Consider the following 23,058-nt stretch of genomic DNA (forward strand, 5'->3'; position numbering starts at 1 on the left):
GCTCGGCACGGCCGCACTGGCCGGGCCGACGCATACACAGACACCGGCAGCAACGGGGAGGGAAGGCAATCATGGGCGAGGCGAAACGACGGGGTACTCCCGAGGAGCGTGCGGCACAGGCACGCGCAAAGATCGAGGCCTTGCGCCCCGCGCAGCTGGTCTGCGGGCATTGCAAGACCGCGTTCGGCACCTTCGACGCGCTCGACGTGCCGGGCTTGCCCGGCATCGATGCCGTGTTCGGCGGCGAATGCCCCAACTGCGGCAACGACGTGGTGGTGTTCAAGGGCGCGCCCGACGCGGTGGCCCAGGCCATGATCGCGTGGGAGAAGATGCTGGGCGCGGATGCGCAGCTCGGCTACCAGTCCAGCGACGGACGCCACGTGCCGTTCGAGCCGGAAGGGGCGGGCGAGGCAGGTTCAGGCCCGGCGCCGGGCAAGCCGGGTGGCACCATCCACTGAGGGCTAACTGGGGCACTGCTTAGTGCGGGTTGAGCTCGCCGGCCAGTTCCGGCGGGCCGATCTCGAAGCGGCCGCGGCCCGCGCCCTTGGCGCGGTACAGCAGCACGTCCGCCAGGCGCATCAGTTCGCGGTCCTGCACCGGCCCGCCGTTGTAGAGGGCCACGCCAATGCTCACGTCGACGTCGGCTGTCGCACCGTCGAAGTGGAATGGCTCGTCCATCGTCTGCAGGATGGCCTCGGCCACGCGGCGGGCCACGCCGGGCTGCACGATCGCCTCCAGCACCACTGCGAACTCGTCGCCCCCCAACCGGGCGACGGAGTCGGCCTCGCGCACGCAGGCGCGCACACGTTGCGCAAACGCCTGCAGCAGCAGGTCGCCCGCGGCATGCCCGTGGATGTCGTTGACGGCCTTGAAGCGGTCCATGTCGAGGTACAGCAGCGCCATCAGCGTGCCGTGCTCGCGGCTGCGCGCCATGGCCGCCTGCAGCTGGCCTTCGAACGCGCTGCGGTTCATCAGCTGCGTCAGGTGATCGGTGCGGGACATGCGCGCCAGGCGCTGCGTCTCCAGTTTGCGCTGGGTGATGTCCTGCACGTGGATGTGCACGCCCACCACCTCGCTGCCGTCCGCGCTCCATTCCGGCCGGAAGCTGGTTTCCATGCAGTGGTATTCGGGATCGTTGTCCTCGGACTCGAAGATCACGGCCGCGCCCGCCAGCGCGCGTTCCAGGAACGGCTGCGCGCGCGCGTAGCGGACCTCGCCCAGCACCTCGCGCATCGGCTTGCCGCGCAGCTCCTCGAGCTTCAGGCCAAAGACATGCTCGTAGGCCACGTTGTTGAAGACATAGCGCTCCTCGGTATCGATAAAGGCCAGCAGCGACGGCAGCGTGTCGGTCACCGCGCGCAGGCGCCTCTCGCTGCGGTCCAGCGCCTGGCGGCGGTCGCGTACGTCGCGCATCAGCTTGATGAAGGCGCGCGACAGGTCGCCGATCTCGTCGCGCTGCTGGCGCGTGGGCAGCCGCTCGAACGCCGACAGGTCGTTGGCGCTGGCCAGTACCACCTTGTGCAGCCGCGTGAGCGGTGCCAGCTGGCGGCGTATCGCCAGCCAGATCAGCACGGCCACCGCGGCCATGGCCAGCCCGGCCAGGCCGAGGAAGCGCTGCTGCATCTGGTGCAGCGGCGCGTAGGCTTCGCGCGCGGGCAGCAGCGCCACCAGTTCCCAGCCCGTGGTCGACATCAGGTAGCGCGCGATCACCGGCCGCGCCGGCGTGAGGAATTCCAGCGGCGCGGGGCTGTCGTCCTCGCCGCAGGTGTCGTTCACGGGCAGCGCCGGCTGGCGCGCCTGCGCCGGGTCTGGGTGGCGGATATAGACCGGCTCGCGCCCGGCTGACACCAGGCAGTAGTAGCCGGTGGTGCCCAGCCGGTTGTGCAGGATCTCGACCAGGAAATTGCTGCTGGACATGTCCAGCCACCCGCCCACCAGGCCGGTGAAGGTCTTCTGCGGCGACAGCACCGGCACGGTCACAATCACCCCGAGCTGGCCGGTGGTGCGCGAGCGGATCGGCGCTGAGACCACCGGCGCCAGCGTGCGCGCGGCCTCGCGGAAGTAGCCGCGGTCGCTCACCTCCGTGGGCGGGCCAGTGCTGCTGACGATGTTGCCTTGCGTGTCGGCGACCAGCAGCGCGTTGAACGCGGCAGGCACGGGGATCGCCGCCGCCAGCGTATCCAGGGCGCGCTGCCGTACCGCGGCGGCCTGGGTCCCGTGCGCTTGCGCGAGGATACCGCCGAGCTGGTCGGCCTGGTGCGACAACAGCATGATGCGGTCGTGCATGGCGGTGTCGAGCTGGTCGGCGGTCAGCTTGACGACGGAATCCTGCTGGTCCTGCAGTGCAGCATGCAGGTCGCGGTGCGCATCGTACAGGGCGGCCAGGATAATGCCGGTGCCGAACACCGCGGCGAGCACGGTGGTAATGATCGCAATGCGCGCTTTCAGCGTGGGCGTGTAGACAGGCATGTGGGCGCGAGGGTGGGCGCAGGTTGAGCGCAAACCGGTATGGCGTGGCCCGGGCGGGCGCGGTGGGGGGCGGTGCGATGCAGCGGCCAGTCGGTGACTGCAGACGCGCGTCTCGGGGGGGCGCCTCCGATGCAACCCTACCATACCGCGCCGCGACGGGGCAGGCGGGCAAACCGGGTTTGACAAGGCGGGTTTGACAGTAGCCCCCTGGTGTTGTGATCCCCCGAGCGGTGTCAAGGGCGTGCAAGGCGGCCGGTGTCCAGCTAGCCGGGTGGGGGGTGTGCTGGCAAGGCGGGCCACGGTATAGTGCCGCGTGAATACGGGGCATGCGGCGCAGGCACGTGGTGATGCGCGGCTCAGGCATGCGCGCGGCGGCGCGCACTACCCGGCCCGCACTATCGAGCCCCAGGCCCGCGTGCAAACTCGCGGCAGGCGCGACCTCCGCGCACGCCGTAACCGATCGACCATGAGACTGACTGCGCTTTCCCCTGCCTTGCTGTCGCTGCTGGTCGCGGCCGGCGGTGCGTTGCTGACGGCGGGAGCATGGCGCCAGGCGCAGCAGCTGGAGCACCAGCTGGCGCAGCAGCGTTTCGACGTGCTGCTGGGGCAGGCCGGCAGCGCGCTGCGCGAGCGCATGCTGGACAACGAACGCCTGCTGCGCGGCGTGGCCGGCCTGATCACGGCCAATCCCGCCACCTCGCGTGCGCAGTGGCGCAACTACCTCTATACCGCCCAGCTCGACGAACTGCCCACCGGCACCCAGGCGATCGGCTACGCCCCGCTGACGACGCCGCAGCATTCCGTGCGGCTGGTGCAGGCCGCGCGCGCCGACGGACTGGCCAGCTACGAGATCCATCCCCCCGGTCCGCGCGACCTGTATGCGCCGATCCTCTATATCGAACCGCTGGCGGGCAGGAACGCCCGCGCCGTGGGCTTCGACATGCTTTCCGAGCCGACCCGGCGCGCCGCGCTGGAGGCCGCCCGCGACAGCGGCGAACCGCGGCTCACGCGCCGGCTCGAACTGATCCGCGAATCCGAAGCCTCGGTACAGCAGCACGGCGCCCTGGTATTCCTGCCGGTCTATGGCGGCGGCGTGGCGGTCAGCACGGTGGCGCAGCGGCGCCAGGCGGTGGTGGGCTATGTCTACGTGTCGCTGCGCCTGGGCGACCTGATGCGCGCGGTCAGTGGGCCGGCGGCTGCCGAACTGGAGCTGTCGCTGCATGAAGGCAGCCCCGGCGTGCCCGGTGCGCTGCTGTCCGGCGAACCGACCGAGGGCGAGCGCCGCGACGACGGCAGCGCCCCGTGGCTGCGCGGCGAACGCTTGATCCAGTACGGCGGCGGCACCTGGACGCTGCGCGGCGCCACCCGCCCCGCCTTCGAAGCCGGGTACGGCCAGCGGCAGGCCCGCCTGACGCTGGCTGCGGGCTCGTTGGTCACCGTGCTGCTGGCCTGGCTCACTTACGCGCTGGCCCGCCAGCGCCGCACCGCGCGGCAACGCGAAGCGCAGGCCGTCCATGCCTGGGAGGACGACAGCGCGATGCTGCAGGCCTGCATGGCGCAAGCCGCGGACGGTTTTATCCTGACCGATGCGCAGGGCGTGGTGGTGCGTGCCAGCGAGCGCGCCGGGCAACTGTTCGGCACCGCTCCCGGCGCGCTTGCCGGGCGCAGCCTCGACACCCTCGTACCCGGCGCCGCCGGCGTGGTCCCCAGTGGCGCGGCGGCGTTGCCCGCCGCGCACCGCGAACTGACCGGCGTGCGCGACGACGGCGGCCGCTTCGCGCTGCGCGCCGGCGCGGCCCGGCTGCCGGGCGCCGAAGGCGGCGCCGCGCACCGGCTGTGGGCGGTCACGGACCTGCAGCCCGAGCGCCAGGCACAGCAAGACCGCGCGTTGCAGGCAGCGCGCTACACCGGGCTGCTCGAGCATGCCGCGTTCTGCGTAATCACGTTCGACGAAGACGGCCTGATCACCGGCATCAACCCCGCGGGCGAGCGCATGCTCTGGTACACCGCGGCCGAGCTGGTGGGCCGCATGCGCATGACCGGGCTACACGTAGCCGACGAACTGGCAGCCCATGCGCGAGCCCTCGCGCACGAACTGGGCGAGCCGGTCCCCGGCGGCCTGCCCGCGCTGGTGGCCAAGGCGCGGCTGGGCCTGCGCGACGAACGCGAGTGGACCTGGGTGCGCAAGGGCGGCTCGCGCATGCCGGTGCAGATGACGGTGGCCGCGTTGCCGGCGCCTGCGGATCCGGCCGCGTTGCCCACGGAGGACGCGACCGTGCCGCCCGCGCCGTCGGCGGGCTACCAGGCCATCGCCTACGACCTGACCGAACGCCGCCGCGTGGACGAATACATCCGCCATCTCGCGCTGCACGACCCCCTCACCGGCCTGCCCAATCGCGCAGAACTGAACGAGCGCGCACAGCCGCTGCTGCTGCACGCGCGCCGCCACGGCGAGCGCGTGGCGCTGCTGCTGCTCGACCTGGACCACTTCAAGCACATCAACGATTCGCTGGGGCATCCGGTCGGCGACGACGTGCTGCGCACCATGGCCGACCGCCTCAAGGGTGCGGTGCGCCAGGGCGACCTGGTGGCGCGCATGGGCGGCGATGAATTCGGCGTGGTGCTGGGCGGCCTGCGCCATGACAGCGAAGCCGAGCTGATCGCCGCCAAGATCCAGGCGCGCATCAATGAAGAACTGCAGGCCGGCGGCCAGCGCTTGCGCGGGACGGCGTCGATCGGCATGGCGGTGTTCCCGGACGACGGCGATACCCTGACCGAGCTGCTCAAGTGCGCCGATGCGGCCGTCTACGCCGCCAAGCAGGGCGGGCGCGCGCAGCTGCGCCGCTTTGCCAGCGAAATGGCCGAGGCCTCGCTGGCGCGCTTCACCATCGAAGGGCTGCTGCGCCGCGCGCTGGCCGGCAATGAGTTCCGCCTGCGCTACCAGCCCATCGTCGATACCGCCACGCTTGCGATCACGGGCGTGGAAGCGCTGATTGCCTGGGACACCCCGGAACGGGGCCCGATGCAGCCGTCAGAGTTCATCCCCATCGCGGAGCAGAGCGGCCTGGTCGCGCCGCTTGGCGAATGGACCCTGGCCACTGCCTGCCGCGAGATCCAGGCCCTGCGCCAGGCGCTCGGCCGCGACATCGAGGTGGCGGTCAATATCTCGCCGCTGCAGCTGCGCCAGGCCAACTTCCCCGACACCGTGGCGCGCTGCCTGCGGGAGGCCGGCCTGCCGCCGCAGGGGCTGGTGATCGAGGTCACCGAAGGCATCCTGGTCGACGGCGGCGAGACCACCATCGAGACCTTCCGCCGCCTGCGCGAGCTGGGCGTGGGGCTGTCGATCGACGACTTCGGCACCGGCTACTCCGGGCTGAACTACCTGACGCGGCTGCCGATCAGCCGGCTGAAGATCGACAAGTCCTTTGTCGACGACGTCGACGCGCCCGGCCACGACCAGGCGGTGGCAGCGGCGATCATCGCGCTGGGCCACCAGCTGCACCTCAAGGTGATCGCCGAAGGCGTGGAAACCGCGGCGCAGTTTGCCTTCCTGCGGGAGCAGGGGTGCGATGGGGCGCAGGGGTTCCTGTTCTGCCAGGCGGTGCCACCGCAGGCGCTGAGGGAACTGCTGGAAGCCGGGTTTGACGAGCGGATCCCGGTGCCGGTGCCGGTGAACGGCGCCGAGTTGCGCGAGCCGTAAGCCCCCGGGCGATCTGCCAGCAACTTGCCGGCTACTGGAAGGGCCCGATCAGGAACGACTTTGACTCGGCCAGCGCCAACCGCGACCGCATTCCGGCCGAACGGCGCAAGTGCTACGAAGGGAGGGCTGAGGAGGGGTCAGCGGGGCGAATCCGCGCAACGGATGGCGCGGGCGGGCTCCGCAGAAACGGGTACGGTTGCGTGCTGTCATTGCCGTTGTCCTTGTCGCCCTGGTCGGGTTCAGACCTCGCGCGGCGCTTCGGCTGTGTCCGGCCCGTCGGCGTGCAGGCGGCGGTACAGGTCGTCGATGCGCTGGCGGCTGGACTGCAGTTCTTCTCGGCCGCGCTCGGTCAGCTGGTAGACGCGGCCGATGCCGTCGCGGAGCACGCTTTCCAGGTAGCCTTCCATCTGCAGCGCGCGCAGCAACGGGCGCACGGTGCCGATATCGACCTGGAAGCCGTACTCCAGCAGCATGTCGGCGAGCATCGCCACTGTGGCCGGGACTTCGAGGGCGAATTGGAGGACGTAGACGCGGGCTAGCAGGCCAAGGAACTGTCGTTTCATGTGGCTGGCAACGCGGCAGCCGCGGCGATGGTTGACGCGGGTGGCGTTTCGGATGTTTGGGATTGCAGACGTTGTGCGACTGGGAGCACGTGGGCGGAAGGTTCGCCACGGCGCAGCGGTAACGGGCGGCGCCGGAAGGTACGCATTTTACCGGCCGTACAAAAAAAGAAGCCGCCAGAGTCCTGGCGGCTTGTCGGGAATGCGTCGGAGGGGTCAATTAACTCTGGCGCAGACCAGAGTTTAATTTAATCGAATGCGGCTTGTCACGTATCCGTATCAACTCCCCCTCCTGCGGGGGGTATGAGTGCAGGCACTTTGTAGAAATCGAGTTGTTTTTGTGTGACATTGTGCTGAAAACGTCGCCTAACACCGTTGTAGATCAGTCAACGGCGAATAAAAAAACCTGCTCAGCTGGCGATGCCGGTGCAATAACCGGCCGAGGCACAGGTCCGAAACCAGCTTGCGGCACGCCCCGGACAGGGGTCAAATCGCGCCAACCCCCTCACCGCCCTGGCCTGTCCAGCGCTACTTTCACCGCCATGAAACTCGCCGATCTCGCCCGACTGCTTGCCCTGGCTGCCATCTGGGGCGCCAGTTTCCTGTTTATCCGCATCGGCGCGCCGGTGCTGGGACCGATGCCGACGGCCTTCGTACGGGTCCTGATCGGCGCCGTCACGCTGGCCGCCTGCCTGCCGCTGCTGCGGCTGCGCTGGGACATGCGCGGCAAATGGCGCGCGGTGCTGGTGCTGGGGGTGGTCAATTCCGGCATCCCGTTCGTGATGTACGCGATCGCGGCGCTGTGGCTGCCGGCGGGCTATTCGGCGGTGTTCAACGCCATGACACCGCTGATGGGCGTGTTGATCGGCGCGGTGGCCTTCTCCGAACGGCTCACGCGCGCCAAGGCGCTGGGCGTGCTGCTGGGCGTGGCCGGGGTAGCGGTGCTGACGCGCACCGGGCCGGTGGCATTCTCGCTGGACGTGCTGCTGGGCGCGCTGGCGTGCCTGGTGGCCACCGCCTGCTACGGCCTGGCCGGCTTCCTGGCCCGGCGCTGGATCACCGAGCGCGGCGGGCTCGACAGCCGCCTGGTGGCCGCCGGCAGCATGGTGGGTGCGACGCTGTTCCTGCTGCCGTTCTGCGTTGCGGCGCTCTGGCGCCATAACACGCTGCCCGCAGCCGGCGCCGGCGTGTGGGCGGCCATGCTCGGGCTGGGCGTCGTGTGCACGGCGCTCGCCTACATCCTCTACTACCGGCTGATTGCCGATCTCGGCCCGGTGCGCTCGCTGACCGTCACCTTCCTGATCCCGCCATTCGGCATCGTCTGGGGCGCGCTGTTCCTGGGCGAGGCGCTGTCGTGGGCGTATGCGGTGGGCGGTGTGCTGATCGGGGTGGCAGTGTGGCTGGTGTTGCGGCCGGTGGCGGGGGCTAAGGCGACGGCGCAGGGACAGGCGGTGCCTGGTCGTTGATGCACTGAACTGCCCATACTGATTTTCCGTTTCTCGCCGCAAGGCGTCGCCAGGATGTCTATGTGTGCGCCGCCCGCGATCCCACCGCCGCCCCGGCGGCCACGTTGTACTGCTCGCGCACCATCATCACCACACGCCGCGCCTGGCGCAGGTGACGCACGGCATCGGCCTCCGTGCGTTCGGGGAAATCGACTTCGGCGCTCCAGTTGCAGCCGGTATGGTCCGGCCGGTGCACGCATACGGCGCGCAGCTGGCAGTCGTGGCAGCCGGGTTCCTGCCGCAGGCACAGGCTGAGCAGGCGTTTGAGTTCGGACAGCGGCTTGGTCAGGCGCGCCATGGATGGCTCCGTCAGGTGCGCGGTATGCGGCGGCGGTCTCGCCGGAGCGCTTGCGCAGGGCGCTCAGGCCCCGGCTGGCAAGGCCGGCATGCGTTCGTCTTCGGTGGCACTGGCACGGCATGCAGGGCAAATGCCGTAAAGCACCAGCATGTGCTCGCGCAAGACAAAGGCGTTGTCGGCCGCCACCTGGCGCTGGCGCTGCTCGATGCTTTCGTCGCGGAATTCTTCCACGCGGCCGCAGGCGACGCAGATCAGGTGGTCATGGTGGCCGCCTTCGTTGAGTTCGAATACGGCGTGGTCGGACTCGAAGCTGTGGCGCAGCAGGATGTCGGCCTGCACCAGTTGGTTGAGCACGCGGTACACCGTCGACAGCCCCGCGTCCTCGTCCTGCGTCAGCAGGATGCGATAGACGTCTTCCGCGCTCAGGTGGCGCCGGGCGCTGGTGCGAAACACTTCAAGGATCCGCATGCGCGGCGAGGTGGCCTTCAGGCCGGCGCGCTTCAGGTGGATCGGGTCGGGCCTCTCGAATGGCATGGCGGATGACATGGGCTTGCTGCGGCTGTTGCCCCGCCGGGGCAGGGCGGCGCCCTGCCTGGCGCCGCGCGCGGGACGGCGTCTGTGGCTTGGCGGGATTTCAGGCTGGAAGCGCCAGGGCCGGCAAAGCAGTTGCGCTCGTCGTCCCTGGCGGCGCGCCGTGCCTGCACGGCGCGCGGAATAAAAAGGCGGCTTGGCTTGCCTGCGGAAGACGCGATCGGGAAAGCGGGGTCTGGTTGCTTTCCCGATCTTCCGAAGACTGGCTACTGCCAAACGCTCCGCGTGACGGAGCGGTCCCCACAAAAGTCGGTGTCGAACGCCGCGCTGCGGCATCCGGAAATTCTCTTGTCCCTGCCAGCGCCCCGGCGGTGCCGCGTACCGCGGCGGCCATGGATCTGGCCGGACTGCCTGGCTGGCTGGTGAAGCACCGTGCGTCAGGCAGTGATCGAATGGTAAATGGGAATCGATCTCATTACAAGAGAAATTTTCTACTAGAACCGTCACGTTGATTGTCGAGGCGACGCGGCGAACATCGACATGCGCTGCGAGATATGTTCAAGCACCTCCAGCGCCGCCGCAGGCAACGGCCGTCCCGCCTTCACCAGCAAGCGCGCCTGGGTGCCCCGGAACAGCGGGTGCCGGATCGGCACGGCCACCAGGCTGCCGGCGCTGATCTCGCGGTACGCCGCGAATTCGCCGACCAGCGTGATGAAGTTGTCGTAGGCGACCAGCTGCTTCAGCGCCGACAGCGAGTTGGTGACCAGCGTGGGCCGGATCGTGATGTTCTCGGCGAATTCCAGCATCTTGGCTGCATGGCCGATGCCATAGGACTCCGGCATCAGCGCGAGCGGATAGGCGAGCAGGTCTTCGATGCCGGCCTCGCCGCCGCGCAATGCCAGCGGATGATCGTGCCGCGCCAGCAGCACGATCGGCTGCGGGGAACTGGCCCGGTATTCGATGCGCGGGTGCAGCGGCGGGTTGAACGCCAGGCCGATATGGGCGCGGCTTTCCGCCACTTCATTGAGCACATCGTCGACCGGCAGGATCTCGAGCCGGATATCGACCAGCGGGAACTGCGTGCAGAACGGCGCGATGACCTCGTTGACCAGCGCATCGACATACCCCTCGCTCAGGACCAGCCGGACGTTGCCTTGCTGCAATCCCTTGAGCGCGTGCAACTGGTCTTCGAGCTTTTCCTGGTGCGACCGGTAGCCGCGCCAGAACTCCAGCAGGTGCCCGGCCGCTTCGGTCGGCCTGACGCCGCGCGCCTGGCGTTCGAACAGCGTCGTGCCCAGCTCTTCCTCCAGCAGCCTGATCTGCCGGGTGATCACCGAAGGCGAGGTATTGAGGCTCTCCGCCGCCCCGCGGATGGTCCCGTGCGCCATCACCTCACGGAAGTAACGCAACCGCTGCTGATTGATCTCACGCATGCCTGGAATCTGCCTGAACCGCTGTGTGGAAGAGAGCGCAACCGTACCCCGACCGGCACGGCCGCAGTTGTGTTGCTCACGGAACAACGAAGTGTGAATTTAGTTGCTGTTGGTCGCAAGCCCTGCACTGCCAATAATCCCTCCAGCTCGCTGAAAAAAAGATCACACAACGCTTTTGGAGACAGGCATGTTAGTGATTTCGAATGCAGGCGCCGTCGACGACACTTCGGCCCTTTACAACAAGATCAACCTGCGGCTGCTGCCGTTCCTCCTGGTCTGCTACCTCTTTGCCTACCTGGACCGGGTCAATATCGGCTTTGCCAAGCTGCAGATGCAAAGCGACCTCGGCTTCTCCGACGCGGCCTACGGCGTCGGCGCGGGGATCTTCTTTATCGGCTATGTGCTGTTCGAGATTCCGAGCAACCTGATGCTGCCGCGCGTCGGCGCGCGCAAGACCTTCAGCCGCATCATGGTGCTGTGGGGCATCACGTCGGCCTGCATGCTGTTCGTGCGCGATGTGCCGACCTTCTACGCCATGCGCTTCCTGCTCGGCATCTTCGAGGCGGGCTTCGCGCCGGGCATGATCTACTACCTGTCGTGCTGGTACGGGCCGCAGCGCATGGCGCGCGCCATCGCCATTGTCTTTCTGGCGGGCCCGATCGGCGGCATCGTCGGCGCTCCTGCGTCGGCGTGGCTGATGACGCAACTGGCCGGCACCGCCGGCATGGCCGGCTGGCAATGGATGTTCCTGGTCGAAGGGCTGCCCTGCGTGCTGCTCGGCGTCCTCGCGCTGTCGCTGGTGCCGGACCGCCCGGCCGATGCGAAGTGGCTGACGGACCAGGAGCGGCGCATGCTCGAAGCCGAACTCGGCGTCGGCGCGGCGCACAAGCACTCGTTCAAGGCCGTGGCCAAGGATCCCAAGGTTTATGTGCTGGCGCTAGCCTACTTCTGCGTCATCGCCGCCATCTACGCCATCAGCTTCTGGCTGCCGAGCCTGATCAAGGCGCAAGGCGTCACCGACACCGTGCAGCTCGGCTGGTACGCCGCCGTGCCCTATATCGGCGCCGCCTTCGGCATGTACTACATGGGCCGCCGCTCGGACCGCAAGGGCGAGCGCCGCTACCACGCCTCGGTGCCCGCGCTGTGCGGCGCCCTGTTGCTGGCCGGCTCGACCCTTGCCGATGGCCACCTGGGGCTGACGCTGGTGCTGCTCACGCTCGGCACGACGTCGCTGTGGATGACCTACACGGTGTTCTGGGCCATGCCCGCCGAGTACATCAAGGGCCCGGCCGCCGCCGGCGGCATTGCGCTGATCAACACCATCGGCCTGTCCGGTGGCTTCTGGGGGCCCGCCATCATCGGCTGGGCCAAGACAGCCACGGGTACCTTGCATGCCGGCATGCTGGTCCTGGCCGCATTGCCGCTGATCGCCGCGCTGATCATTCTCACCAACAAGCTGCCAGCACGCCGCTAGTTGCGCCGCCAGCCTGCAAGCCAAACCGAGCAAAGGAGTCCCTCATGCTTTTACACCTGTCCACCTGGGCTGAAGTCGAACAGTTCCTGCAACGCAGCCGCGTCATCGTCGTGCCGATCGGCTCCAACGAGCAGCACGGGCCCACGGGTTTGCTCGGCACCGACTGGCTGTGTCCGGAGATCATCGCCCGCGAGGCGGAGAAGAGCGCGGACATCCTGGTCGCGCCGACCTTCAATATCGGCATGGCCCAGCATCACCTGGCCTTTGCCGGCACCATCTCGCTGCGTCCGTCGACGTTTATCGCCGCCATCTCCGACTGGGTCCGTTCGCTGGCCGGGCACGGCTTCGAGAAGATCCTGTTCCTCAACGGCCATGGCGGCAATGTCGCGTCGATCGAGGCGGCGTTCTCCGAGATCTACGCCGAATCGAGCTTCGCCGCGCGCCGGGCCGGCGTCGCGCTCAAGCTCTGCAACTGGTGGGACCTGGAAGGCGTGGGCGAACTGGCGCGCGACCAGTTCCCCACCGGCCACGGCGCGCACGCCACGCCGTCGGAGATCGCGATCACGCAGTGGGCGTTTCCGGACGCCATCAAGTCGGCCGACTACGCGCCGCCAATCGCACCTAGCGGCCCGATCCGCGAAGCGCTCGACTTCCGCGCGCGCTATCCGGACGGACGCATCGGCTCGAATCCGGGCCTGGCCACACCTGAAAAAGGCCGCGCGCTGGTGGAACTGGCCGCGCAAAGCCTGGTGCACGAACTGGAGGCATTCGGCAGCGAGCCGCAGCCCGACTGAGTTCGCCACTGTCGCGCCGGATGTCGATGCGACGGGGGCGTCGCGCGGCATCCGGCCCCCTTTTACCTTGATGTAATAACTCTTGTTCCACCCTCGTACGCTGGCTGTGCCGAGCCATTTCGACTTGTTCCCCGCGCGTACAAGTGTTTGTGCGCGACCCATATTTTTCAGCACGGGCGCATGCCCTAGATTTGGATCCATCGGTCCCGTCGATCCGATTGGCCAACAAGCCAGATCCAACAAACTACCTAGAGGTGTGAAATGAGTGCTTCCCAGAAAGTCGCCGTGATTACCGGCGCATCCCAAGGCATCGGTGCAGAACTGGTCAAGGCCTATCGCGAACGCGGCTACCGCGTCGTGGCCACGGCCCGCAACGTCAAGCCGTCCGATGATCGCGATATCGTGACGGTGCAGGGCGACATCGCCGAGCCGGAAACCGCGCAGCGCGTGATCAGCGCGGCGCTGGAAAATTTCGGCCGCATCGATACGCTGGTCAACAACGCCGGCATCTTCGTCGCCAAGCCCTTTACCACCTATACGGCGGCGGACTACGCCGCGGTCACGGGCGTGAACCTGTCGGGCTTCTACTTCATCACGCAGCTCGCCATCGCCGAGATGGAAAAGCAGCGCAGCGGCCATGTGGTCAGCATCACCACCAGCCTGGTCGACCATGCGATCAGCGGCGTGCCGTCGGTGCTGGCCTCGCTGACCAAGGGCGGCCTGAACGCCGCGACCAAGTCGCTGGCCATCGAGTACGCCAAGACCGGTATCCGCGTGAACGCCGTCTCGCCCGGCGTAATCAAGTCGCCGATGCATCCGCCCGAGACCCATGCCGCGCTCGGCGCCCTGCATCCTGTGGGCCATATGGGCGAAATGCGCGACATCGCCGACGCGGTGCTGTACCTGGAATCGGCATCGTTCGTGACCGGGGAAATCCTGCACGTGGACGGCGGCCAGAGCGCCGGCCACTAAGCGGCGGGAAGCGAGAGATGGGGCGGCGTACTCCGTGCGCCGCCTCAGGCAGCCTCCATCAGCGCGCCGAAGCGGGCCCGCGCCGCGGTCACGAACGCCAGCATGGCGCTCGACAGGTAAGCGTCGCGGCGCCGGATGAACAGCGTCTCGACATGCGCCTGCTCCGGCGCGATCTCATGGATCGAAACCATGCCCTGCTGTGCCGCGGCTGCTACCACGCTGCGTGGCAGCAGCGTAATGCCGATGCCGCCGGCCACGCACGCAATGATGGTGTCGAGCGAGCCGAACTCAAGCGGTGTGGCAGTCCGTATGCCCATCTCGCCCAGCAGCGTCTCCAGGCGCTGCCGGGACGAGCAGCCCAGGCGGAACACGATGGTCTTCAGGTACTCGGCCGACTTCAGCGCGCCAAGCGAGCGCATGGTCCGCGGCGTCACCAGCACCAGCTCTTCATGGAAGATCGCCTCGGCATCGAGATCCGGGTGATCGAGCGGACCGGCCACGAACGCCGCATCGAGCCGTCCTTCGACCACATCGGCAGTCAGGCTGCAACTGGTCCCCGTGACCAGCGACAACCGGACTTGCGGATACTGGCGGGCAAAGCCGCTGAGCAGCGGTGCCAGGCGCATGGCGGCCGTGGTTTCCAGCGTGCCCAGCACCACCGGGCCGCACGGCGGGCCGTCATCGAGCGCGGCCTGGCGCGCGTCTGACACCAGCTTGGCGATGCGTGCCGCATAGGGCAGCATGCGTTCCCCGGCCGGGGTCAGGCTGACCCCGCGCGCATGGCGCTGGAACAGCGGCACGCCGATCTCCTGCTCGAGCGCCCGGATGCGCGCCGTCACATTGGACTGCACCGTATGCAGTGACGTCGCCGCCTTGTTCATGCTGCCCAGGCGCGCGACGGCTTCAAAGAACTTCAGGTCCGCTACATCCATGTCCGGCTCCTTGCCTGCCGCTCTGTTCGCCTGCACGGAGTGTACGCCACGGCCGCATGCCCTGCACACGCCCGGCACACGCGAAAACAGGCAGCAATCTGCTGCGGTGATACCGCTATCTCGATAAACCGCGTATGCGTCGCCGCCTGCGTTGCTAGCATTCCGATCAACCCGTCTGTTGTCCCCGAGTGGTATGCCATGAGCAAGTGCCCAGCCGTTCTCCCGATGCCGTCGTCGCCCGCTACGGACGACAGTTATGCGGTCCGCAATGCCTCGTACTGGCGTCGCAATCTCGTCATCTGCGTGTTCGGTTCATTCACCACGCTGGTAAGCCTGAGCATGTTGCTGCCGTTCCTGCCGCTCTACGTCGAGCAGCTTGGCGTCACGTCTTCCAACGAGATCGTGCAATGGTCCGGCGTGGCCTTTGGCGTGACCTTCCTTGGCACCGCATTGACCGCGCCGCTGTGGGGCCGCATGGCCGACCGCTTCGGCCGCAAGCCGATGCTGATCCGCGCCGCCATCGGCATGGCCGTGGTGATGTCGATGATCGGCATGGCCCACAACGTCTACGAGCTGGTAGCACTACGTTTCGCCGCCGGGCTGATCGGTGGCTATGCCTCGGCCTCGATCGTGATGATCGGCACCCAGGCGCCGCCAGAGCGATCGGGCTGGGCACTCGGCGTACTCTCCACCGGGGCCCTGGCCGGCAACCTGATCGGCCCGCTCGTCGGCGGCCTGCTGCCCAACCTGATCGGCATCCGCGGCGCCTTCGCGGCAGCCGCCGGGATGATCGCCGTTGCGGCCATCCTGACCATCGCCTTCGTCCGGGAAGACTTCTCTGGCCTGGCCAGGCAACCCCTGGCGAGCCCGAAGCCCGGCGCGGCCGGCACCCATCGCAAGATGCCGCGCGTGGCCATCGCGGCCCTGCTGGTGACGGCCACCATGGTGCTGCTGGCCAATATGTCGATCGAACCGATCATCACCGTGTACATCGCGCAGCTCGGCGTGCCACACGAGCGCCTGGCGACGGTTGCCGGCATCGTCATGGCCTGTTCGGCCTTCGGCAGCATGCTGACGGCTGCGCGCCTGGGCGCGCTGGCCGACCGGATCGGCGCATGGCAAGTGATTATCGGCTGCCTGGTTGCCACCGCGCTGGTGATGATTCCGCAGGCTTTCGTTACCAACTGGTGGACGCTGGCCATTCTGCGCGGCCTGATGGGCATGACGCTCGCCGGCTTGCTGCCCGCCATCGCCAAGCTCGTGCGCCAGGCCGTGGCCGAGCATGAGTCGGGCAGGATGCTGGGCTACCTGCAGTCCGCGCAGTACGCCGGGCAGGTGGCCGGGCCGCTGATCGGCGGGCAGATTGGCGTGCATGTGGGCATTCGTTCGGTGTTTTTCGTGACCAGCGCCCTGTTGCTGGGCTGTGCCGCGCTGGACCGATGGGCCAAGGGGCGCTGAAGCTCCAGACCGTTTCAACGGTCCCCGTGCGACGGAGGTTCGCGTCGCGGCTCCACCCGGCAAGACGATGACGGGACCCAGCGGCACACGGTGGCGGCGCGGAGTTCTCCGGCGATGCCGGCAATGAGCATGCCGGCGACAATCAGGATGCGTTTCATGGAACAACCTCAACAGTGGCGGGCGGTGCATGAGGGACTCGCGCGCCAGGCACCGCCACACCCGGCCCGTGACGTGTGGGCTTAACCAAGCGTGACGCAGGCCACCAGCCCGCCGCCTTCGCGGTTGCGCAGCTTGAGCGAGCCGCCGATGGCCATCGCTAGCTGGTTGGCAATCGCCAGGCCCAGGCCCGTACCGCCGGTCTCGCGGCTGCGGGAGTGTTCCAGGCGCACGAACGGCTCCAGCACGGCATCGAGCATCGCGTCAGGAATGCCGCTACCGCGATCGAGGACTTCGATCAGCACGGCGCCACGCTCGCGGCGCAGTTTCAGTTCCGCCGCGCCGCCGAACTTGATGGCGTTGTCGATCAGATTGGTCAGGATCCGGCGCAGCGCGTGCGGGCGAGTCTCGATGGCCCCGCCGATGTTCTCGAGGATGCTGACCGTCCTGTCGGTGTCCTGGTAGTCGTAGGCGAGGCTCTCTACGAACGAACCGAGATCGATGCGCGATGGCTTCTCGCCGCCGCCATGCGCGCTGCGCGCATACGCCAGGCCTTCGTGCACCAGCCGTTCGATCTCGCCGAGGTCATGCGCCAGCTTGCGCTTTTCCTCCGAGTCCTCGGCCATCTCGGCACGCAGCTTCATGCGTGTGATCGGCGTCTGCAAATCGTGGGAGATGGCCGCCAGGATCTGGACGCGCTCTTCGACGAAGCGGGCGATGCGTTGCTGCATGGCATTGAACGCGTGCGCGGCACGGGCGAGCTCGGTGGGGCCTTTCTCGTCGAGCGGCGGAGTCTTTGCGTTCGGGTCGAGCGCATCGGCCGCGTCGGCCAGCGCCACCAGCGGGCGGATTGACAGCCTGACCGCGAACCAGCAGCACAGGATCAGCAGCAGCAACTGGGTCACCAGCACATACGGCAACCATTGCGCGATCGGCGTCATGCGCGGATGCACGTCGATGGTCAGCGGGTTGCCGTCGCTCAGCGTCAGATGCGCCTGCAGCCGCTTGCTGTCGCCGGGAATCGACTCCACCCTGACCGGAAAGCGGCCACCGCTCGCCTCGGCGATGCGCGCGGCGATGTCCTGGCCGTGCTCATGCATCTCTGGCACGCCAGGTGCGCCGGGACCGAGGAGGTACTGGTAGTTGCTGCGGTTCAGGCGCGGCAGCCACTGCGGGCGTTCAGCAGCCGGCAGGCGGTCCAGGATGGCAATCGACGTGGCCACGTCGGTTTCCAGCGTGCCCAGCATCACCCGGTTCGCGCTCTCGTAGCGTTCGGAAAACAGCACGCCGAACGACAGGCCATGTGCGATGGTCAGGCCGGCAAGCAGGATCAGGAACAGGCGTGCCCCCATGGTGCGGGACCAGCGCCATCCGTGCTTATTCATTCGTCGCTCTCTTTGCATTTGACTGAGCAGTACCGGCGCAAATACGCCGATGCAGTCCGCGCTGCCTGGGTAGGTGAGAGGGATTCTAGGAGGCGGTGGGAGGGGGGATGTGTCGCTGGCTGGCGGTTTTGTATCTGGAGCAGCGGGCTAGGGTGGGGTCTTGTATTGCCGTGTATCTGGATGTGCTGGGCATACATGGTGGTACAAAGATGAAGGTGAATGCGGGGGCTGCGGTGTAGCCGCTCACGCCTGCACTTCCGGAACCCCGAGCGAACGCAAGACCGGTGGGAGTGCTGTCGCGTGGAATGGAAAAAATTGCTAGGCAGAGCGCGCAAACTCTGCTGGGCCAACATGTCACCAGCCTCGAGAGCCGTCGAACAACAACATGTTCATCAAGCCTGCCCCCCCTTCCATAATTCCATACAGTGGAATTGAGGGGCTGTGGAATCCCCATGCAAGCACTAATCTGTCTTCAACAATCAAACGCGCCCGGAACAGGCAGCCTGATAACCGCAGCGCACAGAGTCGTTACTGGAGACAACAACATGCACCGGATCCGCACCAGATTTCTTCGCCGCCTGGCGAAGGCGACCATCCCCTTCGTTCTCGCCGCCACGGCACCGCTGACCGCCCTGGCAGCCTTCCCGGAAAAGCCGATCCGCCTGGTCGTGCCCTTCGCCCCAGGCGGCGGCACCGACCTCCTCTCGCGCGCCATGGGCATCACCATGGGCGAGGACCTCGGCCAGCCGGTCATCGTCGACAACAAGCCCGGCGGCAGCACCATCATCGGCACCGACACAGTCGCCAAGAGCGCGCCAGACGGCTACACGCTGGTGATGGCGACGATGGCCCACGCCGTCAATCCGAGCCTGCACAAGAAACTGCCCTTCGACACGGACAAGGCATTCGCGCCGGTCATGCTGGTCGGCCGCTCGCCCAACGTGCTGGTGGTGCGCCCGGACAGCCCCATCAAGACCGTGCAGGACCTGATCGCCACGGCCAAGGCCAAACCGGGCAAGCTCAACTACGCCTCGCAAGGTGCCGGCACCTCGGCACACCTGGCGGGCGAGTTGTTCAAGAAGATGGCCAAGGTCGAGCTCAACCACATCCCCTATCGCGGCGCCGGCCCGGCCATCACCGACCTGCTCGGCGGGCAGGTCGACATGATGTTTGCGACGGCCGCCGCGGTGGCACCGCACCTGGAGAGCGGCAAGTTGCGTGCCGTCGCGGTCACGACCGCGCAGCGCTCGCAGGCACCCGCCCTGAGCAAGGTTCCGACCATCGCCGAGAGCGGCGTGCCGAGCTACGCCGCCGACAGCTGGTACGGCCTGTTCGTACCCGCCGGCACCCCTGCACCCGTGATCGCGCGCCTGAACGCCGCGGCGAAGAAGGCCGTGCAGACCGATGCCTTCCGCAAGCGCGCGGAGCAAGAAGGGCTGGCCGTGAGCGCCGGCTCGCCGGATGAGTTCGGCCGCTACGTCAAGGCCGAAAGCCAGCGCTGGAGCAAGGTCATCAAGGAAGCCAACATCACCGCCGACTAAGCGCGGCCACCGCAACAGACAGACTGGATACGAACCATGAACAGCTATTCACTGATTGAACTGAACGTCGTCTCGGGCATCGCGCTGCTCGCCTTCAACCGCCCCGACAAGCGCAACGCGATGAGCGACGACATGCGTTCGGAGTTTATCCACGCGCTGGAACATGTAGCTGCCGACAAGGCCATCCGCGCGCTGGTGATCACCGGCAACGGCAAGGGCTTCTGCGCGGGCGGCGACGTGGCCGGCATGCAGCGCCGCATGGAGGCACCCCCGGGCCAAGTGGGCTTCAATGGGTGGAGCCGCCAGCAGCGGGTCCACCATACCGTGAAGCTGCTCCACACCATGCCCAAGCCCACCATCGCCGCGGTCAACGGCGCAGCGGCCGGGCTCGGTGCCGATACCGCGCTGTGCTGCGACTTCGTGATCGCCTCCGAATCGGCGTCGTTCTCCTGGTCCTACATCAACCGGGGCCTGATCCCTGACGGCGGAGGCATGTATTTCCTGCCGCGCCGCGTGGGCTTGTCGGCCGCAAAGGAACTCGTCTTCACCGGCCGCAAGGTGGAGGCGCAGGAAGCCAGGGTGCTTGGCATCGCCGATCGCCTGAGCCAGCCCGAAGCCCTGATCGACGACGCGCTGTCCTGGGCCGCCGAACTGAGCCAGGGCTCGGCCACCGCGATCGCGCTGGGCAAGAGCATCATGAACCAGTCTTTCGAGCTGCCCGCCGACCAGGTGTTCGCGCAGGGCAGCCAGGCCCAGGGCATCTGCTACACCAGCACCGAGCATCGCGAATCCGTGCTGGCCTTCCTGAACAAGACCGCCAGCAAGGGCTGAGATCATGAACGCCATCCAACGTCTAGTCGCGCCGCGCAGCGTCGCCGTGATCGGTGCCTCCGCCGATCCCGCCAAGACCGCCGGCCGTCCGGTCTCGTACCTGCGCAAGCATGGCTTCAGCGGTGCCATCTATCCCGTCAACCCGAAGGTCGACTCGATCGACGGGCTGCGCTGCTATCCCGACATTGCCTCGTTGCCTGAAGTGCCGGACGTCGGCATCGTGCTGCTCGGTGCCGAGCGCGCGCATCTTGCCGTGCGCGACCTTGCCGCCCGCGGCGCGGGCGCGGCCATTGTGCTGGCCAGCGGCTACACCGAGACGGGTGCCGAAGGAGCGCGGCGCCAGGCGGAGCTGATCGAGGCGGCAGGCAGCATGCGCCTGCTGGGCCCAAACACCATCGGCCTTGTGAACCTGACCGACAACATCCCGCTGTCGGCCAGCGGCGCGCTGGAGATGGACGAGTTTCCGGCCGGCAATATCGGGGTCGTGTCGCAGAGCGGCGGCATTCTCGGTGCCTTGCTGTCGCGCGCCGCGGCGCGTGGCATCGGCTTGTCCAAGCTGATCTCTACCAGCAATGAAGTCGACCTGGACCTGGCCGACTTTATCGACTACCTGGCCGACGACGAGGCCACTCGCGTGATCGCGCTCTACGTCGAAAGCGTGCGCAACCCCGAGACCTTCCGCCGCGCGGCGCTCAAGGCCGCGCGGGCGGGCAAGCCGGTCGTCGCCTTCAAGATCGGCCGCTCGGAGAGCGGGGCGCGTGCCGCGGTTTCGCATACCGGCGCGCTCGCCGGTGCCGACCGCATGTATGACGCCCTGTTCGAGCAGATCGGCGTGATCCGAGCGCAGTCCTTCTCAGACCTGCTCGACATGTCGGCCGCACTGGCCACCGGGCGCACGCTGCGCGGCAACCGCATCGCGATCCTGACCTCGACCGGCGGGGCTGGCACGCTCGTCTCCGACAGCCTTGGCGTGGCCGGCTTCGAAACACCCGCGCCGGACGACGCGACCGCAGAAAAACTGCGCGCGCTCCAGAAGGGCGACCATGCGGCGCTGGACCGCAACCCGATCGACGTCACCCTCGCCGGCCTGCAACCCGACCTGCTGCGCTCTGCGATCCGCATCCTGCTCGACAGCCCGAGCTATGACGCCGTGGCAGTGATCGTCGGTTCGTCGGGCCTGGCCATGCCCGACCTGATGGCCAATGCGATCCGTGACTGCCTGCCTGGCAGCGACAAGCCGGTGGTCGCCTATGTCAGCCCGCATGCGCCGGAGGTGGCATCGCTGCTTAATCGCCGCGGCGTCCCGGCGTTCTCTGCGCCGGAGGCGTGCACGGTAGCCTTTGACGTGATGCTGCGCGCGGCCAGGGCCGGCATTGACGATGACGCAGGCATGCCGCCGCTGCCCGTCCCCGACCTCAGCGGGTTTGGTACCGGCTCGCTCGATGAGGCCGCGGCCAAGACGCTGTTTGGCGGCTTCGGCATACCGGTTGCGCGGGAAGTCGTGGTCGGCAATGCCGAAGAGGCGACGGCCGCCGCGCAGCAGTTCGGCAGCAACGTGGTACTGAAGATCCTGTCCGCCGAGATCACGCACAAGAGCGATGTCGGCGGCGTCGCGGTCAGCGTCGCGCCATCGGAGGTTGCAGCCAGGCTGGCGAAGATGGCATCGGACGTGCAGTCCGCCACGGGCATCGCGCCGAGCCGCTATCTCGTGCAGGAGATGGTCAGGGGTGGGGTGGAAGTGATTCTCGGCATGCACCGCGACGCGCTGGGCACGGCGATCCTGCTCGGCATGGGCGGTATCACGGCCGAACTGTTCGAGGACACGACGCTGCGCCTGCTGCCTCCCAATGGCGGCCTGACGCGCGAGGCCGCGCTGCAGATGATCGGCGCGCTGAAGACGGCGCCGCTGCTGACCGGCTTCCGTGGCCGCCCCAAAGCCGATGTGGATGCGCTGGCCGACACCATCGTGGCGTTTTCGCGGATGGTCGCCGCGCTCGGCGACACGCTAGTGGAGGCCGAGATCAATCCTGTCTTCGTGTTGCCTGCGGGGCAGGGGGTGGTGGCGGCCGACGGTGTGGCGATCCTCGCGGCACACTAGCACGAGGCGCCGTCATGGCAGGGCCGTGACGGCCGAGGTCTGACAGGGCCATTCGCATCGCGTAGCATTCCCTGCGACAGCACAAGCATCCGCCACGCAGCGATTCCCCGTCATGCCGACCAGCATTCCCAAGACCGACCGGATCAAGCCAGGACAAGGCAAGGCAACGCCCAACCGCTCGCTGGAGCGCGGCATCGCCGTGCTGCGCGCGTTCCGTGCCGGCTCCGCGATGCTTGGCAACAGCGAGATCGCCGAGCGCACCGGCCTGTCGCGTTCGACCGTCAGCCGCCTGACGCAGTCGCTGATCGAGACCGGCATGCTCGAATACATCCCCCAGTTCCGCACCTACCGGTTGGGCGTGCCGGTGCTCAGCATGGCGCACGCCATGCGCGACAGTTCGCAGGTGCTGAAGGTCGCCACGCCGCTGATGGTCGAGCTGGCGATGCGGCACAAGATCAATGTCGGGCTGGCGGTGGCCGACGGCGACGAGATGGTCTACCTTGAGTCATTCCGCTACAACCGGCGGCAGTCGCTGCGAACAGTGGTGAGCGGGCAGCGCATCCCGATGGCGCTGACGTCGCTGGGACGCGCGTACCTTGCCACGCTTGCGCCCGAGGAACTCAGCCGGATGCTGGTCGCCTTTGCAAGCAAGAGCCAGCGAGGGGCCTGGCATGGCCTGCACAAGGAAATCGAGGCGGCAGTCCTGTCAGTGCACGACAAAGGGTATTGCGTCGCCTGCTGGCAGCCGCAGGTCGTGGCGATGGCAACGCCGATGCGCTTCGATGGCTATGGCGTCCATGTGCTGAACGTCAGCGTGTCGACGCAACAAGACGCGCAGACCGTCGAGGCTGCGCTGGCCAGGCCGCTGATGGAGTTGGCCGAGGCGATCCGGGAGGGGGTGCGGAGTCTGGAGTGAGGGGC

Annotated in this window: 18 protein-coding genes; 11 read left to right on the forward strand and 7 right to left on the reverse strand. The window is 67.7% G+C overall.

Annotated elements, in window-relative coordinates; translation table 11 throughout:
• Positions 1-71: 71 nt before the first annotated feature.
• The gene (locus tag ABNX08_RS32695; RefSeq protein ID WP_022537331.1) at positions 72-458 is read left to right on the forward strand and encodes a hypothetical protein; all 387 of its coding nucleotides are present in this window, start codon (positions 72-74) and stop codon (positions 456-458) included.
• Positions 459-477: 19 nt separating this feature from the next.
• Here ABNX08_RS32695 and ABNX08_RS32700 read toward each other — a convergent pair whose 3' ends face one another.
• Positions 478-2,469, reverse strand: coding sequence for a diguanylate cyclase domain-containing protein (locus ABNX08_RS32700; protein WP_022537332.1), 1,992 nt, complete (start codon positions 2,467-2,469; stop codon positions 478-480).
• A gap of 466 nt (positions 2,470-2,935) precedes the next feature.
• Between ABNX08_RS32700 and ABNX08_RS32705 the strand changes: the two genes are divergently transcribed.
• Entirely contained in the window at positions 2,936-6,169 is a 3,234-nt protein-coding gene (locus ABNX08_RS32705; protein ID WP_349605189.1) for an EAL domain-containing protein, read from the forward strand.
• Positions 6,170-6,408: 239 nt separating this feature from the next.
• Here ABNX08_RS32705 and ABNX08_RS32710 read toward each other — a convergent pair whose 3' ends face one another.
• Positions 6,409-6,732 carry a PadR family transcriptional regulator gene (locus ABNX08_RS32710; protein WP_022537334.1) on the reverse strand — a complete coding sequence of 108 codons (324 nt, stop codon included), beginning with the start codon at positions 6,730-6,732 and terminating at the stop codon, positions 6,409-6,411.
• Positions 6,733-7,271: 539 nt separating this feature from the next.
• Between ABNX08_RS32710 and ABNX08_RS32715 the strand changes: the two genes are divergently transcribed.
• Positions 7,272-8,195 (forward strand): DMT family transporter, encoded by a 924-nt coding sequence (locus ABNX08_RS32715; RefSeq protein WP_022537335.1) that lies wholly within the window; start codon positions 7,272-7,274, stop codon positions 8,193-8,195.
• 58 nt (positions 8,196-8,253) lie between these two features.
• Here the strand turns inward: ABNX08_RS32715 and ABNX08_RS32720 are convergent, their stop codons facing one another.
• The 3 genes from ABNX08_RS32720 to ABNX08_RS32730 all read right to left on the reverse strand — a co-directional run bounded on the left by ABNX08_RS32720 (position 8,254) and on the right by ABNX08_RS32730 (position 10,496).
• Positions 8,254-8,532 (reverse strand): hypothetical protein, encoded by a 279-nt coding sequence (locus tag ABNX08_RS32720; RefSeq protein ID WP_022537336.1) that lies wholly within the window; start codon positions 8,530-8,532, stop codon positions 8,254-8,256.
• A gap of 63 nt (positions 8,533-8,595) precedes the next feature.
• The gene (fur, locus tag ABNX08_RS32725) at positions 8,596-9,078 is read right to left on the reverse strand and encodes a ferric iron uptake transcriptional regulator (RefSeq protein ID WP_041681656.1); all 483 of its coding nucleotides are present in this window, start codon (positions 9,076-9,078) and stop codon (positions 8,596-8,598) included.
• 488 nt (positions 9,079-9,566) lie between these two features.
• Positions 9,567-10,496, reverse strand: coding sequence for a LysR family transcriptional regulator (locus tag ABNX08_RS32730; protein WP_022537338.1), 930 nt, complete (start codon positions 10,494-10,496; stop codon positions 9,567-9,569).
• Between the two features lie 187 nt (positions 10,497-10,683).
• On the opposite strand from ABNX08_RS32730, the gene ABNX08_RS32735 reads away from it, so the two are divergent.
• The 3 genes from ABNX08_RS32735 to ABNX08_RS32745 all read left to right on the forward strand — a co-directional run bounded on the left by ABNX08_RS32735 (position 10,684) and on the right by ABNX08_RS32745 (position 13,736).
• On the forward strand, positions 10,684-11,970 hold the full coding sequence (locus ABNX08_RS32735; RefSeq protein ID WP_022537339.1) for an MFS transporter: 1,287 nt from the start codon (positions 10,684-10,686) through the stop codon (positions 11,968-11,970).
• Between the two features lie 44 nt (positions 11,971-12,014).
• The gene (locus ABNX08_RS32740) at positions 12,015-12,764 is read left to right on the forward strand and encodes a creatininase family protein (RefSeq protein WP_022537340.1); all 750 of its coding nucleotides are present in this window, start codon (positions 12,015-12,017) and stop codon (positions 12,762-12,764) included.
• 261 nt (positions 12,765-13,025) lie between these two features.
• Positions 13,026-13,736: an SDR family NAD(P)-dependent oxidoreductase gene (locus ABNX08_RS32745; RefSeq protein WP_022537341.1), complete on the forward strand. Its 711-nt coding sequence runs from the start codon at positions 13,026-13,028 to the stop codon at positions 13,734-13,736.
• 44 nt (positions 13,737-13,780) lie between these two features.
• Here the strand turns inward: ABNX08_RS32745 and ABNX08_RS32750 are convergent, their stop codons facing one another.
• A complete protein-coding gene (locus ABNX08_RS32750) occupies positions 13,781-14,668 on the reverse strand; it encodes a LysR substrate-binding domain-containing protein (protein ID WP_349605191.1) in 888 nt (295 codons plus the stop codon).
• A gap of 198 nt (positions 14,669-14,866) precedes the next feature.
• Between ABNX08_RS32750 and ABNX08_RS32755 the strand changes: the two genes are divergently transcribed.
• Positions 14,867-16,126, forward strand: coding sequence for an MFS transporter (locus ABNX08_RS32755; protein WP_051369934.1), 1,260 nt, complete (start codon positions 14,867-14,869; stop codon positions 16,124-16,126).
• Positions 16,127-16,365: 239 nt separating this feature from the next.
• On the opposite strand, the gene ABNX08_RS32760 is transcribed toward ABNX08_RS32755, so the two are convergent.
• Positions 16,366-17,667, reverse strand: coding sequence for a HAMP domain-containing sensor histidine kinase (locus ABNX08_RS32760; protein ID WP_022537344.1), 1,302 nt, complete (start codon positions 17,665-17,667; stop codon positions 16,366-16,368).
• A gap of 545 nt (positions 17,668-18,212) precedes the next feature.
• Between ABNX08_RS32760 and ABNX08_RS32765 the strand changes: the two genes are divergently transcribed.
• The 4 genes from ABNX08_RS32765 to ABNX08_RS32780 all read left to right on the forward strand — a co-directional run bounded on the left by ABNX08_RS32765 (position 18,213) and on the right by ABNX08_RS32780 (position 23,053).
• Entirely contained in the window at positions 18,213-19,208 is a 996-nt protein-coding gene (locus tag ABNX08_RS32765) for a tripartite tricarboxylate transporter substrate binding protein (RefSeq protein WP_022537345.1), read from the forward strand.
• 36 nt (positions 19,209-19,244) lie between these two features.
• On the forward strand, positions 19,245-20,039 hold the full coding sequence (locus ABNX08_RS32770; protein ID WP_022537346.1) for an enoyl-CoA hydratase/isomerase family protein: 795 nt from the start codon (positions 19,245-19,247) through the stop codon (positions 20,037-20,039).
• A 4-nt stretch (positions 20,040-20,043) separates the two neighbouring features.
• On the forward strand, positions 20,044-22,137 hold the full coding sequence (locus ABNX08_RS32775) for an acetate--CoA ligase family protein (RefSeq protein ID WP_022537347.1): 2,094 nt from the start codon (positions 20,044-20,046) through the stop codon (positions 22,135-22,137).
• A gap of 112 nt (positions 22,138-22,249) precedes the next feature.
• Positions 22,250-23,053 carry an IclR family transcriptional regulator gene (locus ABNX08_RS32780; RefSeq protein ID WP_022537348.1) on the forward strand — a complete coding sequence of 268 codons (804 nt, stop codon included), beginning with the start codon at positions 22,250-22,252 and terminating at the stop codon, positions 23,051-23,053.
• Positions 23,054-23,058: the final 5 nt, after the last annotated feature.

It is taken from the genome of Cupriavidus sp. DF5525 (assembly GCF_040149425.2).
GTDB classification, from domain to species: domain Bacteria; phylum Pseudomonadota; class Gammaproteobacteria; order Burkholderiales; family Burkholderiaceae; genus Cupriavidus; species Cupriavidus pickettii_A.

Bases quoted from the DNA above. Each gene is read 5' to 3' on its own strand.
- ABNX08_RS32775 (WP_022537347.1), top strand. From the start codon at position 20,044: ATGAACGCCATCCAACGTCTAGTCGCGCCGCGCAGCGTCGCCGTGATC.
- ABNX08_RS32750 (WP_349605191.1), bottom strand. From the start codon at position 14,668: ATGGATGTAGCGGACCTGAAGTTCTTTGAAGCCGTCGCGCGCCTGGGC.
- ABNX08_RS32765 (WP_022537345.1), top strand. From the start codon at position 18,213: ATGCACCGGATCCGCACCAGATTTCTTCGCCGCCTGGCGAAGGCGACC.
- ABNX08_RS32730 (WP_022537338.1), bottom strand. From the start codon at position 10,496: ATGCGTGAGATCAATCAGCAGCGGTTGCGTTACTTCCGTGAGGTGATG.
- ABNX08_RS32700 (WP_022537332.1), bottom strand. From the start codon at position 2,469: ATGCCTGTCTACACGCCCACGCTGAAAGCGCGCATTGCGATCATTACC.
- ABNX08_RS32745 (WP_022537341.1), top strand. From the start codon at position 13,026: ATGAGTGCTTCCCAGAAAGTCGCCGTGATTACCGGCGCATCCCAAGGC.
- ABNX08_RS32705 (WP_349605189.1), top strand. From the start codon at position 2,936: ATGAGACTGACTGCGCTTTCCCCTGCCTTGCTGTCGCTGCTGGTCGCG.
- ABNX08_RS32715 (WP_022537335.1), top strand. From the start codon at position 7,272: ATGAAACTCGCCGATCTCGCCCGACTGCTTGCCCTGGCTGCCATCTGG.
- ABNX08_RS32780 (WP_022537348.1), top strand. From the start codon at position 22,250: ATGCCGACCAGCATTCCCAAGACCGACCGGATCAAGCCAGGACAAGGC.
- ABNX08_RS32740 (WP_022537340.1), top strand. From the start codon at position 12,015: ATGCTTTTACACCTGTCCACCTGGGCTGAAGTCGAACAGTTCCTGCAA.
- fur (WP_041681656.1), bottom strand. From the start codon at position 9,078: ATGTCATCCGCCATGCCATTCGAGAGGCCCGACCCGATCCACCTGAAG.
- ABNX08_RS32770 (WP_022537346.1), top strand. From the start codon at position 19,245: ATGAACAGCTATTCACTGATTGAACTGAACGTCGTCTCGGGCATCGCG.
- ABNX08_RS32755 (WP_051369934.1), top strand. From the start codon at position 14,867: ATGAGCAAGTGCCCAGCCGTTCTCCCGATGCCGTCGTCGCCCGCTACG.
- ABNX08_RS32760 (WP_022537344.1), bottom strand. From the start codon at position 17,667: ATGAATAAGCACGGATGGCGCTGGTCCCGCACCATGGGGGCACGCCTG.
- ABNX08_RS32695 (WP_022537331.1), top strand. From the start codon at position 72: ATGGGCGAGGCGAAACGACGGGGTACTCCCGAGGAGCGTGCGGCACAG.
- ABNX08_RS32720 (WP_022537336.1), bottom strand. From the start codon at position 8,532: ATGGCGCGCCTGACCAAGCCGCTGTCCGAACTCAAACGCCTGCTCAGC.
- ABNX08_RS32735 (WP_022537339.1), top strand. From the start codon at position 10,684: ATGTTAGTGATTTCGAATGCAGGCGCCGTCGACGACACTTCGGCCCTT.
- ABNX08_RS32710 (WP_022537334.1), bottom strand. From the start codon at position 6,732: ATGAAACGACAGTTCCTTGGCCTGCTAGCCCGCGTCTACGTCCTCCAA.